Source organism: Micromonospora sp. CNZ280 (assembly GCF_011759515.1).
Window position 1 is genome coordinate 1,985,689 of the sequence record NZ_JAAOYP010000001.1, and the last position, 16,608, is coordinate 2,002,296.

Here is a 16,608-nt window from a genome sequence, read left to right on the forward strand (position 1 = left end):
CCGCACTACGCATTCCGGCTCACCGGCTCCTTGACGCCCCGCTCGGCGATCTCCTGGGCGGCCTCGAAGTAGCTCGTGGCCCCCCGCGAACCGGGATCGTAGGTCATCACCGACTGGCCGTAGCTGGGCGCCTCGGAGACGCGGACGTTACGCGGGATGACCGCCTGGAGCACCTTGTCGCCGAAGTGGTTCCGCACGTCCTGCTCCACCGCGTCGGCCAGCCGGGTACGCCGGTCGTACATGGTGAGCAGGATGGTGGACACCTCCAGCCGCGGGTTGAGGTGCTGGCGAACCAGGTTGATGTTCTGGATCAACTGGTTCAGGCCCTCCAGCGCGTAGTACTCGCACTGGATCGGGATGAGCACCTCCTGCGCGGCGACCAGAGCGTTGACCGTGAGCAGGCCGAGCGACGGCGGGCAGTCGATGAAGACGTAGTCGAAGTGCCCCGGGTACGCCGTGATGGCGCGAGCCAGCCGGGACTCCCGAGCGACCACCGAAACGAGTTCGATCTCGGCACCCGCCAGGTCGATGGTGGCCGGTACGCACCACAGGTTCGGGATGCCCTCGACCTCCTGGGCGACCTCCTCCAACGGCACGCTGTTGATGAGGCAGTCGTAGACGTCCGGCACGCCGGTGTGGTGGGGCACGTTCAGCCCGGTGGAGGCGTTGCCCTGCGGGTCGAGGTCGACCACCAGCACCCGGTTGCCGTGCAGGGCGAGCGCCACCGCCAGGTTCACCGTGGTCGTGGTCTTTCCCACGCCGCCCTTCTGGTTCGCGACGCACATGACCCGGGTCCGCTCCGGCCGAGGCATCGTCACCTCGCCACTGGGATTCAGGATCTGCACGGCACGCATCGCCTCCATAGCCAACGGTGGGTCATCCTCTTCGCGCATCGGTGTTTCACGTGAAACGTATGCGGGCTCGACAGCGGCGCTCCCGAAGGTGGCTGTCGGCTCGGAGACCGGCACCGGCACCGCCTCCGGCGTCGGCTGCTGTGGCACCGGCGCCTCGAACCGGGCCGCCGCGTTGCGCCGGATCGGGATGACCCGACCGCCCGCGCCGGCCGGCTGGGCCGGTGCCACCGGGCCGCCCTGACCCACCCCGGCAGCCGAGGGGTGCTCCACGGACTCGAAGTCCGGCGGCCGGCTCGACGGGCCCTGGGCGGACCCCCCGGAGGGCGGCCAGCTGTGGTAGTCGGTTTCACGTGAAACAGGAGAGCCCGTCGAGCCCGTCACGCGTGGATCGTCGTACCTGCCGTCGTCATGCACCTGTCATCCCTGCCCGCTTCGGATGGTCGGTCCGCATCCCGTCATACCCCGGCCGTACGCGTCCTCGTACTGCGTCCGGCCCGGCGGGAGCGGTCGGGACCCGGTGACGTCCGTTGCCGCCCGCTCCACACTATCGACGCGCGGCCAGCCTACGGCTCACGGGCGCGGCGGGTCCACGTCGGGTTCGCAACCCGCGCCCTCCACCCGCCCGGTTCAACGACCCAGAAGCCGGCCGGAAAGCCGGTAGCAGCCAACTGAGCAGCAGCTCAGAGCTCGCCACAAGCGGTTCGGTGACCGGCATCACCCGATCGCCGAGGCGCCAGCAGCAGCCCGGCCAACACGGCGGCCAGCGGGCTACCCGCCGTCACCAGCCCGACTTCGCCGACCGGCTGTCCCCGAACCGGTGCTTGATCGACCCCGGGCCGATGCGAAGCAGCCGGTGGGGAACCTGCGCCTGCACGTCTTCAGCCCCGCCAGGGCCGGCGCACAAGCTCCTGCCGCAACGCGTACGGGCAGCTGCGGCGGGCCGGGCTCAGCCCGGGGCAATTCAGATAATTAGCGGCAGAAACCGCATCAACCGGCGCGACTCCCGGGGACGCCCACCTTCTTGCCCGGCTCAGCGGCGGCGCGACCGACCGCCGCGGGACTTCTTTGGGGTTGGTCGCCGGGCCGGCTCCACCAACCGTTCGCGCACGATCTCCACCACGGTGGTGGGCGCGTCGAGCACACCCTCGCCGCACCGATGCACGGTCGGCTCACCGCCGCCGAACCGCGCCACCGCCGCCGCGTGCTCGGCGATCTCCTCGGCGGCCGACGCGCCCTTGAGGGCCACCAACCGTCCGCCGGGCACCGCGAGCGGCAGGCACCAGGCGGCCAGCCGGTCGAGTGGGGCGACCGCCCGGGCGGTGACCACGTCGCCGCGCAGCGGCTCGGCACTGGCGCCGCCGGCCGCCGCCTCATCGGCCCGGCCACGGGACACCCGCACCGTCTTCGCCAGCCCCAGCCCCTGCACCGCCTCGACCAGGAAGGAGGTTCGCCGGGCGAGCGGCTCGATCAGCGTGACGGTCAGGTCGGGGCGCGCGATCGCCAGCACCAGGCCGGGCAGTCCAGCGCCCGAGCCGACGTCGAGCACGGCTGCGCCGTCGGGGATCCGCTCCGCCACAGCCGCGCAGTTGAGCAGATGCCGGTCCCAGATCCGCGGCGCCTCGCGGGGGCCGATCAGGCCGCGCAGCACGCCGTCGGTGGCCAGCAGTTCGGCGTACGCGGCGGCCAGCTCGAGCCGGTCGCCGAAGAGAGTGCGGGCCGCGCCGGCCAGTTCCGGCGGGAGCACCGCGTCGGCCGGCGAGGGCGTGCCGTCCGGGCGGACAGCCGACGACGACGCCGTACCACCCGGACGGACAGCCGACGGCCCGGGCGGCGTACCACCCGGGCCGGCCACGGCTCCGGCCGTGGTGTCGTCGTTCGTCACGCGGTCAGTCCGCCGGCCGGACGACGATGCACCGGTTCGGCTCGACACCCTCGGACTCGCTCTCCACCCCGCTCATCGCATTGACCACGTCGTGCACGCACTTGCGCTCGAACGCGGACATCGGCTCCAGGCGGACCGGCTCGCCGTACTCCTTGACCTTCTCGACGGCGTTCCTGGCGACGGCGGCCAGCTCCTTGCGGCGGTTGGCCCGGTAGCCGCCGACGTCGAGCAGCAGCCGGCTCGGCGAACCGGTCTGCCGGAAGACGGCCAGCCGGGCCAGCTCCTGCAGCGCCTCCAGGGTGGCGCCGCGCTGCCCGACCAGGTTCTGCAGCCGGCCGCCGACGACCTCGACCACCGGGCGCCCACCCGATACAAGCTCGTCGATGTCACCGTCGTAGTCGAGGATGTCGAGCAGGCCCTCGACGTAGTCGGCGGCGATCTCGCTCTGCCGGAACAGCTCGCTCTCGCCCGCGGCCTTCTTCTCCCGCGGGCCCTCCTCGGTCTCCTCCGCCTCGGTTTCGTCCTCGGCCTCGGTGTCGTCCTCCGCCACGGCGGGGGCGACGCCCTCCTCCTCGTCCAGTGACTCGTCGGCGCGGGGGATGCTGGTGTCCGTCACGGTCTCATCTCCGTTATCACTCGGCCGGACCGTCGGGTCCGCTGGTTTCCCGGGGCCGGCGGGAGCTTCGCCGGTGCCCACGGGCACGTCTGTAGGGGCAGTCTCACCCGTGGCCGCGTCGTGCGCGGCCGTTCCGCTCCGGCGCCGGCCGTACGGCGGCTGCGCGGCGCGGAACGGGCCGCCGCCGGTCTCCCGGACGGCGGCCCGGACGGGTCAGCCCTTCCGCTTGGCGGGGCGGCCCTTCTTGGGGTTCACCGGCTTGGCGCCGGGCTTCGGGGCGGCGACCTTCGGCGCGGCGGGCTTCGCCGGCACCTGGGCGGCCGGCTTGCCGCGGCCGAGCAGGCCACCCGTCTTCGCCGGCTGCACCGGGCCGCGGGGCGAGGTGCCCGGCTTGGTGGTGCTGACGTTGGCCGGCGGCGGGAACTTGCGGAGCACCCACTGCTGCTGGCCAAGGGTGAACAGGTTGTTGGTGACCCAGTAGATGATCACACCGATGGGGAAGATCGCGCCGGAGACCAGCAGCGACAGCGGGATGCCGTAGAGCATCAGCCGCTGGATCATCCGCTGCTGCGGGTCCTCCGCCCAACCGGTCTTGAGGATCATCTGGCGGCTGGTCAGGTAGGTGGTGCCCATCATGACCAGGACCAGGATCCCGGCGATGACCTTGACGGTGGTGCCGTTGGCGCCCAGGCGGGCCAGTTCCTCGGCGGTCGAGCCGAACTTGCCGGCGATCGGCGCGGTGAAGAGCTTCGCCTGCGAGGCGCTCTCGAACTGGCTGACCGTCCAACCGTAGAGGGTCTTGCCGCCGTTGGCCGGGTCGAGCCGGCGGAGCACGTGGAAGAGGCCGAGGAAGACCGGGATCTGGAGGAACATCGGAAGGCAGCCCATCAGCGGGTTGGCCTTTTCCTTCCGGTAGAGCTCCATCATCTCCTTCTGGAGCGTCTCCCGGTCACCCTTGTGCTTCTCCTGCAGCGCCTTCACCTGGGGCTGGAGCGCCTGCATCGCCCGCTGGGACTTGATCTGCTTGACGAAGATCGGGAACAGGATCACCCGGACGGTGACCACAAGGAAGACGATGGCGAGGATCCAGGCCCAGTTCGTGCCGATCACCGCGCCGTCCGGCACGCCGATGGCGTCCCAGGCCGAATGCCAGGCCAGCAGGATCCACGAAATCGCGTAGTAGATCCAGTCGAGACTCAATTCTCAGGCTCCAGTCACATCGGCACGTCGGCGACCGCCCGGCTCCGGCACCGGGTCATGTCCACCTGGGTGGAATGGGTGGCAGCGCAGCAACCGCCGGACCGTGAGGCCGGCTCCCCGGAGCGCGCCGTGCCGGGCCACCGCCTCGAGGGCGTACGCACTGCACGACGGATAGAACCGACAGCGGGCCGGCAGAGCCGGGCTTATCCACCGACGGTACGCGATGATGGGGCCGGTCAGCACACGGGCACCGACTGTGCTGGGCCGGGGGACGGCCGGTCCGGTGCTCACCGGGACCGCCGCCCTCGGGGCGAGCGCGCGGCGGCGATGGCGGCGTCCAGGTCGGTGCCGAGGCGCGGGTAGGACGCGTCGGCTGCGGCAGGCAGTGCCCGTACGACCAGGGTGCTGCCGGGTGGGAGGTCGGCCAGCCGCTCGCGGACCAGATGCCGCAGCCGGCGGCGGACCCGGTTGCGGACCACAGCCGGGCCGACCGCCTTGGACACGACGAAGCCGGCGCGGGTCGGTGCGGAGGTCTGCTCCGCACCGGCGTCCCGCGCCGGCTTCGGCGAGGTCTGTGCCGTGGGTTCGGCTCCGGTCGGCAGGGTGAGGTGGACGACTACCGCGCCGCGGCCGGCACGCCGGCCACCGCGGACCGCTGCGGCGAAGTCGGTGCTACGCCGCAGTCGCTGTGCGGCCGCCAGCACGACTGCCCACGTCCCCCGGACCTGACCCGGTCGGCCTCAGGCCGACAGGCGGGCGCGGCCCTTGGCGCGACGGGTCGACAGGATGGCGCGGCCGGCCCGGGTGCGCATGCGCAGCCGGAAGCCGTGGGTCTTCGCGCGCCGGCGGTTGTTCGGCTGGTAGGTGCGCTTGCTCACGTCAGGCTCTCCGTTGTCGTACGCCCCGGGCGAGGGGACCGCCGGGGTCGTGTGGTGGTCCAGGCCACCTCGGCGGTGGCCCCGATCGGCGCTGCCCGGCGGGACCCTCGGCGTGCGGGGCATGAGCGCGGACAGCAAGCATCCATCACCCTAGCAGAGGGCAACAGAGCAGCCGCTCAAGCCTACGCAGGGGTGCAATCACCGTCAAATGTCACCACCTGGGCGGATACCGGGCCGGCGGGCGACCGAAGCGGCGGTTTTCGCTGATGTTGACAAGGCCGGCCGCGCGTCGCCGGTTGATGGCGCGTGGACAACGCTGTTACCGTGCCCGATTGCGGTCAGCGTCGGGTGTCCCGGTGTCGCCGGCAGGCAAGACCGGACCCGGTAGTGAATCGTTCGGCACGGTGAACCCGCTTCAGCGCCCGTTCAGGCAGGGGGCAGGTCAGACCCGCGTCCGGCGGGCGGCCACAATCGGTCGATACACAGGCTGTGGATAACTTGTGGACGACGACCGGTCGGCCGTCCGGGTGGGTGCGGGTCCACCCGCTCGAGGGCGGCGGGCCCGGAAGACCGGCCGGGGCGACGGCGGCGTCCGGGGGGCAGAGGCGAGGGGGGTGGCACGACGGTGACCGGTACGACCGACCTCGCCGCGGTCTGGATGGCGACGACCGACGAGCTCGCCGACGAGATCATCTCCGCCCAGCAGCGGGCGTACCTGCGGCTGACCCGGTTGCGGGCGATCGTCGAGGACACCGCGCTGCTCTCCGTCCCGGACGCGTTCACCCGGGACGTGATCGAGTCGCGGCTGCGGCCGGCGATCACCGAGGCGCTCACCCGCCGGCTCGGCCGCCCGATCCAGGTGGCGGTCACCGTCCGGGTGGCCGAGGACGGCGCGGGCCGGCCGGCCGGCACCGTCTACCGCTCCGGTCCGGAGCCCGCCCCGGTCGACCACGACGGCGGGCCGGCGGGATTCGACGGCACCGGGCCGCGGGACGACGAACCCGTCGACGCCCGGCACCAGCCGCCGCTCATCCCCGAGCAGCCGCACCCCGAGCGGCGGGCCGACCCGCCGCCGGCGCCCGCGCAGCCGGCCGACGACCGGCCGGACCCGGCCGGACCCGGCGGCCAGGAGGCGCTGTTCAGCACGGCCTTCGCCGAACCGCCGCGGCCCGACCGCCCGGCCCGGCGTACGCCTCCCGGGCGCGGCTTCGACGAGCAGGCCACCCGGCTCGACCCGCCCGGCCCGGACGCCCGCCCCTACGACGCGCGCTACCCGCAGGACGCGGGCTCCCCCCGGGACCAGCACGTGATCCGCGCACTGCCCCGCGACGGCGGCCCGGACAGCGGCCCCGGACGGGTGGACCACCGGCCCGGCGTCCGGGACGAGCGGCGGCTGCCCGCCGACGGCGGCGGCAACCGGCTCAACCCGAAGTACATGTTCGAGACGTTCGTCATCGGCTCGTCCAACCGGTTCGCCCACGCCGCCGCGGTCGCCGTGGCGGAGTCACCGGCGAAGGCTTACAACCCGCTGTTCATCTACGGCAGCTCCGGGCTGGGCAAGACGCACCTGCTGCACGCCATCGGCCACTACGCCACCACCCTCGGCAACGCCCGGTCGGTGCGGTACGTCTCGACCGAGGAGTTCACCAACGACTTCATCAACTCGCTGCGGGACGACAAGACCAGCGCGTTCCAGCGGCGCTATCGCGACGTCGACATCCTGTTGATCGACGACATCCAGTTCCTGGAGAACCGCGAGCGCACCCAGGAGGAGTTCTTCCACACCTTCAACACCCTGCACAACGCCAACAAGCAGATCGTGATCACCTCCGACCGCTCGCCGAAGCAGCTGGCGACGCTGGAGGACCGGCTGCGGACCCGGTTCGAGTGGGGCCTGCTCGCCGACATCCAGCCGCCGGACCTGGAGACCCGGATCGCGATCCTGCAGAAGAAGGCCGCGCAGGAGCGGCTGTACGCCCCGCCGGACGTGCTGGAGTTCATCGCCTCCCGGGTGTCGAACTCGATCCGCGAGCTGGAGGGGGCGCTGATCCGGGTGACCGCGTTCGCCAGCCTGACCCGCTCCACGGTCGAGCTGTCGCTGGCGGAGGAGGTGCTGCGGGACTTCATCCCGGACGGCGCCGGGCCGGAGATCACCGCGGACCAGATCATGGTCTCCACCGCCGACTACTTCGGCGTGAGCCTGGAGGACCTGCGCGGCCACTCCCGCTCCCGGGTGCTGGTCAACGCCCGCCAGGTGGCCATGTACCTGTGCCGGGAGCTGACCGACCTCTCGCTGCCCCGGATCGGGCAGGCCTTCGGTGGCCGCGACCACACCACGGTGATGCACGCCGACCGCAAGATCCGCCAGCAGATGGCCGAACGCCGCTCGCTCTACAACCAGATCGCCGAGCTGACCAACCGGATCAAGCAGAACACCTGAGCGACGGCTTCAGGTCGCAGCGCGGCGTCAGACGCGCCGAACTGAAGTCGTCGCGTACGCCCCGAGACGTGACCGCGCCCGGCCAGGATGCTGGCCGGGCGTACCCGTGCCCGGCGCGACCACGGCACGGCGGCCCTCAGGACGCCCGGTCACGGCGGCCCTCAGGACGGTCACGACGCGACGCGTCGACCTTCGGGGCGGCCGGCCGCGTCGGCACGAAGCCGGCCGGCCGCGGGCGCCGGGCCGACAGCCCGCCGCGCGCGGCGGGCTTCAGCGCTCCGAGGGGTACGCAGCGCGATCCACCCGGCCGCCGGACGATCCACAGCGGCCGGGACTTGACCCTCGACAAGGTCGAGACCACAGCATTGAAGCCGTGACCATCCACCGCTGCGCCTCGTTGTCCACAGCTCGTTGTCCACCGCCGGTGGACAACCACGCTCCGTCCGGAGCCGGTTACCCACAGCCTGTGGAGAAACCCTGGGGACGACGCTGTGGACGCCTGGGGACAACGGCTCCGTTGTCCCCAGCGGACGGTCGGCCTGTGGGCGGGCTGTTGAAGGTTCTGGGGATGACGCCGGTGGAGCCGTCTCCGCCGGTCCACAGCCCTGGGGAGAAAGTCGGTGGATTACCGGTGGACAACCGGTGGACAACCGTGGACAACCCGGTGGATCGGGCGGCCTGTGGATCAGAACACGGGTTGTACCCCTGGTTCTCCACAGCAAAACCACCGGTGGATAACCTGTCTGACCTGCGCGGACGCCGGTTCTCCACAGTTTGCACAGGTGCGATGAAGACGATGAGTTATCTCTTCTGAAAGAACAAAAACCAATCATCACCGTTGGACTTTCTGTGGATCGGGCCGGAGACCGCCGAGGGCGGCCGGGCCGGCACCGGAATCCACGGGGTCGGGCGCACAGCCGATGCCCACGCGCCCTAAGGTGCGATGGGTACCCGCACCGTCAGGCGGGTCGGCAGGTAGCGGTCGGCATGAGAGAGTTGTCGCTGACGTCGACGCGGAGGCATTGATGAAGTTCCGAGTGGAGCGCGACGCGCTCGCCGAGGCCGTGGCCTGGACCGCGAAGAGCCTGCCCAACCGGCCGTCCGTACCGGTGCTGGCCGGCGTGATGCTCCGGGTGACCGACGGCAACCTGCAAGTCTCCGGGTTCGACTACGAGGTCTCCAGCCAGGTCACCGTCGAGGTGCAGGGCGACGCCGACGGGGCCGCGCTGGTCTCCGGCCGGCTGCTCGCCGAGATCACCAAGGCGCTGCCGGCCAAGCCGGTGGACATCGCCGCGGTCGGCGCGCACCTCGAACTGGTCTGCGGCAGCGCCCGGTTCACCCTGCCCACCATGCCGGTGGAGGACTACCCGTCGCTGCCCGAGATGCCGGAGAGCGCCGGCACCGTCGACGCGGCCGCGTTCGCCGCCGCCGTTGCCCAGGTGGCCGTCGCCGCCGGCCGGGACGAAACGCTGCCGATGATGACCGGCGTCCGGATCGAACTCTCCGGCAGCACGCTGGCCATGCTCGCCACCGACCGCTACCGGCTCGCCCTGCGCGAGATGCAGTGGAATCCGGACGACGCCGAGATCAGCATCAACGCGCTGGTGCCGGCGCGCACGCTGCACGACACCGCCAAGGCGCTCGGCCCGCTCGGCGGCGAGGTCACCATGGCGCTGTCCCAGGGCGGCGCCGGCGAAGGCATGATCGGCTTCTCCGGCGGCACCCGCCGCACCACCAGCCGGCTGCTCGACGGCGCCAACTACCCGCCGGTGCGTTCGCTCTTCCCGGCGAGCCACAACGCCGAGGCCCGGGTGCCGGTCAGCGCCCTGGTCGAGGTGGTCAAGCGGGTCGCGCTGGTCGCCGAGCGGACCACCCCGGTGCTGCTCAGCTTCAGCGCCGACGGCCTGGTGGTCGAGGCCGGCGGCACCGAGGAGGCCCGGGCCAGCGAGGCCATGGAGGCCACCTTCACCGGTGAGCCGCTGACCATCGGCTTCAACCCGCAGTACCTGATCGACGGTCTCGTCAACCTCGGGGCCCAGTACGCCGTGCTCTCGTTCGTCGACGCCTTCAAGCCCGCGGTGATTTCGCCGGCGGGCGAGGATGGCGAGGTCATCCCTGGGTACCGGTACCTCATCATGCCGATCCGGGTGTCCCGCTGATCGCACCCCGGACAACACCCCAGAGAACGCACGACGGAGGTAGGAGCAGATGCAGCTCGGCCTGGTAGGACTCGGCCGGATGGGCGGCAACATGCGCGAGCGGTTGCGCGCCGCCGGCCACGAGGTGGTCGGTTTCGACCACAACGCGGAGCTGAGCGACGTCGCTTCCCTGGCGGAACTGGCCGAGAAGCTGGAGTCGCCGCGCGCGGTCTGGGTGATGGTCCCGGCGGGGGTCACCGACGCGACCATCGACGAGCTCGCCGACGTGCTCGGCGAGGGCGACATCATCATCGACGGCGGCAACTCCCGGTTCAGCGACGACGCGCCCCGGGCCGAGCGGCTCAACGACCGGGGCATCGGCTACATCGACGTTGGGGTCTCCGGCGGGGTCTGGGGCCGGCAGAACGGCTACGCGCTGATGGTCGGCGGCGCCCAGGAGCACGTCGAGCGGCTCATGCCGATCTTCGAGGCGCTCAAGCCGGCGGGCGAGTTCGGCTTCGTGCACGCCGGGCCGGTCGGTGCCGGGCACTACGCCAAGATGGTGCACAACGGCATCGAGTACGGCCTGATGCACGCCTACGCCGAGGGCTACGAGCTGCTCGCCGCCTCGGAGCTGGTGACCAACGTGCCCGGGGTGTTCAAGTCCTGGCGAGAGGGCACCGTGGTGCGTTCCTGGCTGCTCGACCTGCTCGACCGGGCCCTCGACGAGGACCCGGAGCTGGCCGAGCTGAGCGGCTACACCGAGGACACCGGCGAGGGGCGCTGGACGGTGGACGAGGCGGTCCGGCTCGCCGTGCCACTGAACGTCATCACCGCCTCGCTCTTCGCCCGGTTCGCGTCCCGGCAGGACGACTCGCCGGCCATGAAGGCGGTCGCCGCGCTGCGCCAGCAGTTCGGCGGGCACGCCGTGCGCAAGCGCTGAGGGGTATCCACAGCCTGTGTACGTCCGCCGGCTCGAACTGGTCGACTTCCGCTCGTACGAGCGGGTCGGCGTCGACCTCGAACCGGGGGCGAACGTCCTGGTCGGGCCGAACGGCGTCGGCAAGACCAATCTGGTCGAGGCGCTCGGCTACGTGGCGACCCTGGACTCGCACCGGGTCGCCACGGACGCCCCTCTCGTCCGGATGGGCGCCGGCTCGGCGGTGATCCGCTGCGCCGTGGTGCACGAGGGACGCGAACTGCTGGTCGAGCTGGAGATCGTGCCGGGCAAGGCGAACCGGGCCCGGCTCGGCCGGTCACCCGCCCGCCGGGCCCGGGACGTGCTCGGCGCGCTGCGGCTGGTGCTCTTCGCCCCGGAGGACCTGGAACTCGTCCGGGGCGACCCGGCCGAGCGCCGCCGCTACCTCGACGACCTGCTGGTCAGCCGGCAGCCCCGGTACGCCGGGGTGCGCGCCGACTACGACCGGGTGGTCAAGCAGCGCAACGCCCTGCTGCGTACCGCGTACCTGGCCCGCAAGACGGGCGGCTCGCGCGGCGGGGACCTGTCCACCCTGGCGGTCTGGGACACCCACCTGGCCCGGCACGGCGCCGAGCTGCTCGCCGGCCGGCTGGAGCTGGTCGCCGCGCTGGCTCCGCACGTGACCAAGGCGTACGACGCGGTGGCCGCCGGTCGGGGCGCGGCCGGCATCGCGTACCGGCCGTCGGTGGAGCTGCCGGAGCCGACCACCGACCGGGCGGTGCTGGCGGGGGCGCTGACCGCGGCGCTCGACGAGTCCCGGTCGGCGGAGATCGAGCGGGGCACCACGCTGGTCGGTCCGCACCGGGACGACCTCACCCTGACCCTCGGCCCGCTGCCCGCCCGCGGGTACGCCAGCCACGGCGAGTCCTGGTCGTACGCGCTGGCCCTGCGGCTGGCCGGCTACGACCTGCTCCGCTCGGACGGGATCGAGCCGGTGCTGGTGCTCGACGACGTCTTCGCCGAGTTGGACGCGGGCCGGCGGGAGCGGCTGGCGGAGCTGGTCGGCGGGGCCAGCCAGCTGCTGGTCACCTGCGCGGTGGACGACGACGTGCCGGCGACCCTGCGCGGCACCCGGTATGAGGTGGGCGAGGGGACGGTGCGCCGTGTCGGATGAGACCCGGCCGGGGCGTGGGCCGGAGGAGGCACCGCCGGCGCCGCCCGAGGGGGGCGCGTCCGGCCCCGAGCTGGCCCGCGCCGTGCTGGACGCGGCCCGGGCCCGGCGGGAGGCGGCGGCGAAGACGCGTCGGCGTACCGCCGGCGGGGGTGGCGGCGGTGACGGCGGCCAGCGGCGGTTGCGTGGCTACTCCGGCCCGGGCCCGGACCCGCGCGACCCGCAGCCGCTCGGCGCGGTGCTCGACCGGCTGGTGAAGGCGCGCGGCTGGCAGCAGCCGGCCGCCGAGGCGACGGTCTTCGGCGCCTGGGAGCGGGTGGTCGGGCCGGAGGTCGCCCAGCACAGCCGCCCGGTCAAGCTGGCGGACGGCGAGCTGACCGTCGAGGCGCGGTCGACCGCCTGGGCCACCCAGTTGCGCCTGCTCGCCGGCTCGCTGTTGCAGCAGATCGCCCGGGAGGTGGGCCACAACGTGGTGCGCAAGCTGCACATCCACGGCCCGGCGGCGCCGTCCTGGTCGCGGGGGCCGCGCCGGGTCCGCGGCCGTGGACCGCGGGACACCTACGGCTGACGCTCAGCCGCCGGCGCGCCGGGCCTCCCGCTCGGCGCGCTTGCGTTCCCGCTGCTCGCGCGTCCACTGCTTGCGGCGCTCCAGGTCCCGCTTCCACGCCTCCCGGGCCTCGGCCGAGCCGCCCTGCACCGCGCCCTGCACCTCGGGCGGGCCGGCCAGGCGGCGGAAGACCCAGGACATCAGGCGCCCGCCCTCGCCGGGGCGCCTCGGGGTCGGCTGCTCGTCGCTCATCGCCTGGCCTCTCCTGCGTCGGCAGTGACGGTTGGTGCGCTAATAATTGGTACACCAATCGTTGGTAGGCTCGCAAGGACGATGAGGAGGTCCAGCCGTGCCCGACCAGCTCGACGGGGATCCCCTGGCGCTGGAGGAGCAGGTGTGCTTCGCCCTCTCCGTCGCGGCGCGGGGAGTGGTCGCGGTCTACCGCCCGCTGCTGGAGCCGATGGGCCTGACCCATCCGCAGTACCTGGTCATGCTGGCCCTGTGGCAGCACGCGCCGCTGTCGGTCCGGGACCTGAGCCGCCTGCTCCAACTCGACCCCGGCACGCTCTCACCACTGCTCAAGCGCCTGGAGGCGGCCGGCTACGTGCGGCGCGAGCGGGACGCGTCGGACGAGCGCAGCCTGGCGGTCACGCTCACCGCCAGCGGTCAGGCCCTCCGGGCCCGGGCCGAGCAGATCCCCCCGGCGATCGTGGCCCGGCTCGGGCTGCCACTGGCCGACCTCCGGCACCTGCACGGCGTACTGACCGAGGTGATCGCCGCGGCGAACCGGGCCGTGACGGCCGGCGACGGCCGGCCGGGTCAGGCGTCGGCGTAGACGGCGAAGCCGCGGTCGGCGCAGCGGCGGTAGAAGGCGGCCAACACGCTCAGCTCGGCGCAGGTGAAGGTCCACTGCGGCGGCGCGCCGCTCTCGTCGCGCAGCGCGTCGAGCCGGCTGTCCAGCCAGCGCAGCTGCTGCTCGGCCAGGCGGCCGTCGGCGAGCAACGAGCGCAGCACCTGGCTGACCGAGTCGAAGGTCACCGCCTCGCCCAGCTCGCGGTGCCCGGCGACGAACCGCTCGATGCCACCGGCGATCCAGGCGCAGCCGTCCGGGTCGATAACCGGGTCCTCGTCCTCGGCCGCGGCGTCTGTGGCGTAGAGCACACCCTCCAGGCCGAGCAGCAGGTCCACCAGCTCGGTGTACGCGGTCGCCCGGACGGTGCCGGTCTTGGCGATCAACTCCGCCAGCGCGGCGGTCGGCGCGGAGATCCGCGGCATGTCGACGATCTCGCCGAAGTCCACGAACTCGGCCGGCGCGACCGGGTCGTAGAAGCGGCCGGTCCGCGGCCAGTGCACCGCGACGTTGTCCAGCCCCATCTGGCGTCACCTCTTACAGCACGAGTCGGGTCGATCGGGTCGATCGTCCGGTTCCGGCCGGGAAAGATCAAGGCCGGCACCGGCGGCGCCGTCAACCTACGACACGGCGGGCCGGTCCGCGAGATCGGTCCACCCCGGCCGTCGGGCGGCGCCGCCCCCGATCCAGGGCAGCCGTGTAGGGGGAGTCGCAGACAGCGCGATTCGGCCGGCTACGGCATTCTCAGCCGTCTCGCGGGGGTGCCGAGTGGTGGTTTAGTCGGCCGCGCACAGTAAGATTGAGGCTGAGACGAAGACCCGGTGGGGAGCGACGAGACACGGGCCCGACACGGCCCGCGATCATCGTCCACGTCGGGTCGAGCCGATCGCGATCCGCGGGCAACCGCGGCGACCGGCGCGTTCGACCCGTACCCCGGAATTGTCCCCGGTGCCGGTCCGCGTGCCGACGTCGCGTCCTGTCCGCCGAACCCGCGCCCGACGCGCCACCTGGTGCGGACGGCGCGAGAAAGTGGCCGAGGGTGGCAGCGCAGGACAAGCAGGAGTACGGCGCAGAGTCGATCACCGTTCTCGAGGGTCTGGAGGCGGTCCGCAAGCGGCCCGGTATGTACATCGGGTCGACCGGCGAGCGCGGTCTGCACCACCTCGTGTGGGAGGTCGTCGACAACGCGGTGGACGAGGCGCTGGCCGGGCACTGCGACACCATCGACGTGGTGCTGCTCGCCGACGGCGGGGTCCGGGTCACCGACAACGGCCGGGGCTTCCCGGTCGACCTGCACCCGAAGCTGAAGAAGCCGGGTGTCGAGGTGGCGCTGACCGTGCTGCACGCGGGCGGCAAGTTCGACGGCAAGGCGTACGCGGTCTCCGGCGGTCTGCACGGCGTCGGCGTCTCGGTGGTGAACGCCCTCTCCACCCGGATGGCGGTGGAGATCCACAAGTCCGGTTTCGTCTGGCGGCAGCAGTACAGCAACTCCAAGCCGACCCCGCTGGAGAAGGGCGAGACGACCAACCGCACCGGCTCGGCGGTCGCCTTCTGGCCAGACCCGGCCGTCTTCGAGACTGTCGACTTCGACTTCCAGACGATCTACCGCCGGCTCCAGGAGATGGCCTTCCTCAACCGCGGCCTCACCATCCATCTGCTCGACGAGCGCTCGGCGGACGAGGAGGGCAAGCCGCGCGAGGTGACCTTCCTCTACAAGGGCGGTATCGCCGACTTCGTCCGGCACCTGAACGCCTCGAAGAACCCGATCCACAAGACGGTGGTCGAGTTCGGCGCCGAGGAGGAGGGCATGTCGGTCGAGATCGCCATGCAGTGGAACGAGTCGTACGGCGAGTCGGTCTACACCTTCGCCAACACGATCAACACCCACGAGGGCGGCACCCACGAGGAGGGCTTCCGGGCCGCGCTGACCAGCGTGGTGAACCGCTACGGCGCCGAGCGGAAGCTGCTCAAGAGCGACGAGAAGCTCTCCGGCGAGGACATCCGCGAGGGCCTGGCCGCGATCATCTCGGTCAAGCTGGCCAACCCGCAGTTCGAGGGCCAGACCAAGACCAAGCTCGGCAACACGCCGGTGAAGAGCTTCGTGCAGCGGGTCTGCAACGAGTGGCTGGTCGACTGGTTCGACCGGAACCCGGCCGAGGCGAAGATCATCATCCAGAAGGCGTCCCAGGCCGCCCGGGCCCGGATCGCCGCGCAGCAGGCGCGCAAGCTGGCCCGGCGCAAGTCGCTGCTGGAGTCCGGCTCGATGCCCGGCAAGCTGGCCGACTGCCAGTCCACCGACCCGCGCGAGTCCGAGGTGTTCATCGTCGAGGGTGACTCGGCCGGCGGCTCGGCCAAGCAGGGCCGCGACCCGCGGACCCAGGCGATCCTGCCGATCCGCGGCAAGATCCTCAACGTGGAGAAGGCCCGGATCGACCGGGTGCTGAAGAACAACGAGGTCCAGGCGCTGATCACCGCGCTGGGCACCGGCATCCACGACGACTTCGACATCGAGAAGCTGCGTTACCACAAGATCGTGCTGATGGCCGACGCCGACGTCGACGGCCAGCACATCCAGACGCTGCTGCTCACCCTGCTCTTCCGCTTCATGCGTCCGCTGGTGGAGCTGGGGCACGTCTACCTGGCCGCCCCGCCGCTCTACAAGATCAAGTGGAACAAGAAGGGCGACGACGCGCAGTACGCGTACTCCGACCGGGAGCGCGACGGGCTGATCGCGCTGCGCCAGCAGAAGAAGCCGAACGCCAAGCCGGACGACATCCAGCGGTTCAAGGGTCTGGGCGAGATGAACTACCCGGAGCTGTGGGAGACCACGATGAACCCGGCGACCCGTACGCTTCGTCAGGTCACGCTCGACGACGCGGCAACCGCCGACGAGTTGTTCAGCGTGTTGATGGGAGAGGACGTCGAGGCGCGCCGCTCGTTCATCCAGCGCAACGCCAAGGACGTCCGGTTCCTGGACATCTGAGGGGTATCGGTATCGGCGGGCCGGCCGGACATCCACTGGTCGACCCGCCGATCCACAGAGTTATCCACAGCTTGGCCGGTTTCCACAGCGGTTATCCACAGCACGAAAACGACTCTGAGTCTGATAAGGG

General features: G+C 71.9%; 17 protein-coding genes. 8 read left to right on the forward strand and 9 right to left on the reverse strand.

The features are described from left to right. Positions 1–5: 5 nt before the first annotated feature. Positions 6–1,001: a ParA family protein gene (locus FHX32_RS09435; RefSeq protein ID WP_486481091.1), complete on the reverse strand. Its 996-nt coding sequence runs from the start codon at positions 999–1,001 to the stop codon at positions 6–8. Between FHX32_RS09435 and FHX32_RS09440 the strand changes: the two genes are divergently transcribed. Continuing rightward, positions 943–1,095, forward strand: a complete 153-nt coding sequence (locus FHX32_RS09440; protein WP_167180357.1) for a hypothetical protein — start codon at positions 943–945, stop codon at positions 1,093–1,095. The genes FHX32_RS09435 and FHX32_RS09440 overlap by 59 nt on opposite strands. Before the next feature lie 789 nt (positions 1,096–1,884). Here the strand turns inward: FHX32_RS09440 and rsmG are convergent. The 6 genes from rsmG to rpmH form a co-directional block, all read right to left on the reverse strand. Beyond that, a complete protein-coding gene (rsmG, locus tag FHX32_RS09445; protein WP_167180358.1) occupies positions 1,885–2,736 on the reverse strand; it encodes a 16S rRNA (guanine(527)-N(7))-methyltransferase RsmG in 852 nt (283 codons plus the stop codon). 4 nt (positions 2,737–2,740) lie between these two features. Continuing rightward, a complete protein-coding gene (locus tag FHX32_RS09450; protein ID WP_167180359.1) occupies positions 2,741–3,352 on the reverse strand; it encodes a R3H domain-containing nucleic acid-binding protein in 612 nt (203 codons plus the stop codon). 213 nt (positions 3,353–3,565) lie between these two features. Then, positions 3,566–4,552, reverse strand: a complete 987-nt coding sequence (gene yidC / locus FHX32_RS09455) for a membrane protein insertase YidC (RefSeq protein ID WP_167180360.1) — start codon at positions 4,550–4,552, stop codon at positions 3,566–3,568. A gap of 3 nt (positions 4,553–4,555) precedes the next feature. Then, on the reverse strand, positions 4,556–4,795 hold the full coding sequence (yidD, locus tag FHX32_RS09460) for a membrane protein insertion efficiency factor YidD (protein WP_231928446.1): 240 nt from the start codon (positions 4,793–4,795) through the stop codon (positions 4,556–4,558). A gap of 44 nt (positions 4,796–4,839) precedes the next feature. Further along, complete coding sequence (gene rnpA / locus FHX32_RS09465; protein WP_167180362.1) at positions 4,840–5,256, reverse strand: ribonuclease P protein component; 417 nt, start codon at positions 5,254–5,256, stop codon at positions 4,840–4,842. A gap of 36 nt (positions 5,257–5,292) precedes the next feature. After that, positions 5,293–5,430 carry a 50S ribosomal protein L34 gene (gene rpmH, locus FHX32_RS09470; RefSeq protein WP_007073824.1) on the reverse strand — a complete coding sequence of 46 codons (138 nt, stop codon included), beginning with the start codon at positions 5,428–5,430 and terminating at the stop codon, positions 5,293–5,295. A 625-nt stretch (positions 5,431–6,055) separates the two neighbouring features. On the opposite strand from rpmH, the gene dnaA reads away from it, so the two are divergent. The 5 genes from dnaA (at position 6,056) to FHX32_RS09495 (ending at position 12,666) form a co-directional block, all read left to right on the forward strand. Then, on the forward strand, positions 6,056–7,870 hold the full coding sequence (gene dnaA / locus FHX32_RS09475) for a chromosomal replication initiator protein DnaA (RefSeq protein WP_167180363.1): 1,815 nt from the start codon (positions 6,056–6,058) through the stop codon (positions 7,868–7,870). A gap of 1,025 nt (positions 7,871–8,895) precedes the next feature. Beyond that, positions 8,896–10,029: a DNA polymerase III subunit beta gene (dnaN, locus tag FHX32_RS09480; protein ID WP_167180364.1), complete on the forward strand. Its 1,134-nt coding sequence runs from the start codon at positions 8,896–8,898 to the stop codon at positions 10,027–10,029. 49 nt (positions 10,030–10,078) lie between these two features. Then, positions 10,079–10,951, forward strand: a complete 873-nt coding sequence (gene gnd / locus FHX32_RS09485; RefSeq protein ID WP_167180365.1) for a phosphogluconate dehydrogenase (NAD(+)-dependent, decarboxylating) — start codon at positions 10,079–10,081, stop codon at positions 10,949–10,951. 16 nt (positions 10,952–10,967) lie between these two features. Further along, a complete protein-coding gene (gene recF / locus FHX32_RS09490) occupies positions 10,968–12,101 on the forward strand; it encodes a DNA replication/repair protein RecF (protein WP_167180366.1) in 1,134 nt (377 codons plus the stop codon). Beyond that, complete coding sequence (locus tag FHX32_RS09495; protein ID WP_167180367.1) at positions 12,064–12,666, forward strand: DciA family protein; 603 nt, start codon at positions 12,064–12,066, stop codon at positions 12,664–12,666. The genes recF and FHX32_RS09495 overlap by 38 nt, the downstream gene beginning before the upstream one ends. Before the next feature lie 3 nt (positions 12,667–12,669). Here FHX32_RS09495 and FHX32_RS09500 read toward each other — a convergent pair whose 3' ends face one another. Continuing rightward, positions 12,670–12,897 carry a hypothetical protein gene (locus tag FHX32_RS09500; protein WP_167180368.1) on the reverse strand — a complete coding sequence of 76 codons (228 nt, stop codon included), beginning with the start codon at positions 12,895–12,897 and terminating at the stop codon, positions 12,670–12,672. A 97-nt stretch (positions 12,898–12,994) separates the two neighbouring features. Here FHX32_RS09500 and FHX32_RS09505 point away from each other — a divergent pair, with 97 nt between their 5' ends. Further along, the gene (locus FHX32_RS09505) at positions 12,995–13,480 is read left to right on the forward strand and encodes a MarR family transcriptional regulator (RefSeq protein WP_167180369.1); all 486 of its coding nucleotides are present in this window, start codon (positions 12,995–12,997) and stop codon (positions 13,478–13,480) included. On the opposite strand, the gene FHX32_RS09510 is transcribed toward FHX32_RS09505, so the two are convergent. Further along, positions 13,465–14,019 (reverse strand): hypothetical protein, encoded by a 555-nt coding sequence (locus tag FHX32_RS09510; RefSeq protein WP_088996704.1) that lies wholly within the window; start codon positions 14,017–14,019, stop codon positions 13,465–13,467. The two genes, FHX32_RS09505 and FHX32_RS09510, sit on opposite strands and share 16 nt — an antisense overlap. A gap of 515 nt (positions 14,020–14,534) precedes the next feature. Between FHX32_RS09510 and gyrB the strand changes: the two genes are divergently transcribed. After that, positions 14,535–16,478: a DNA topoisomerase (ATP-hydrolyzing) subunit B gene (gene gyrB / locus FHX32_RS09515; RefSeq protein WP_167180370.1), complete on the forward strand. Its 1,944-nt coding sequence runs from the start codon at positions 14,535–14,537 to the stop codon at positions 16,476–16,478. The last annotated feature ends 130 nt before the right edge of the window (positions 16,479–16,608 follow it).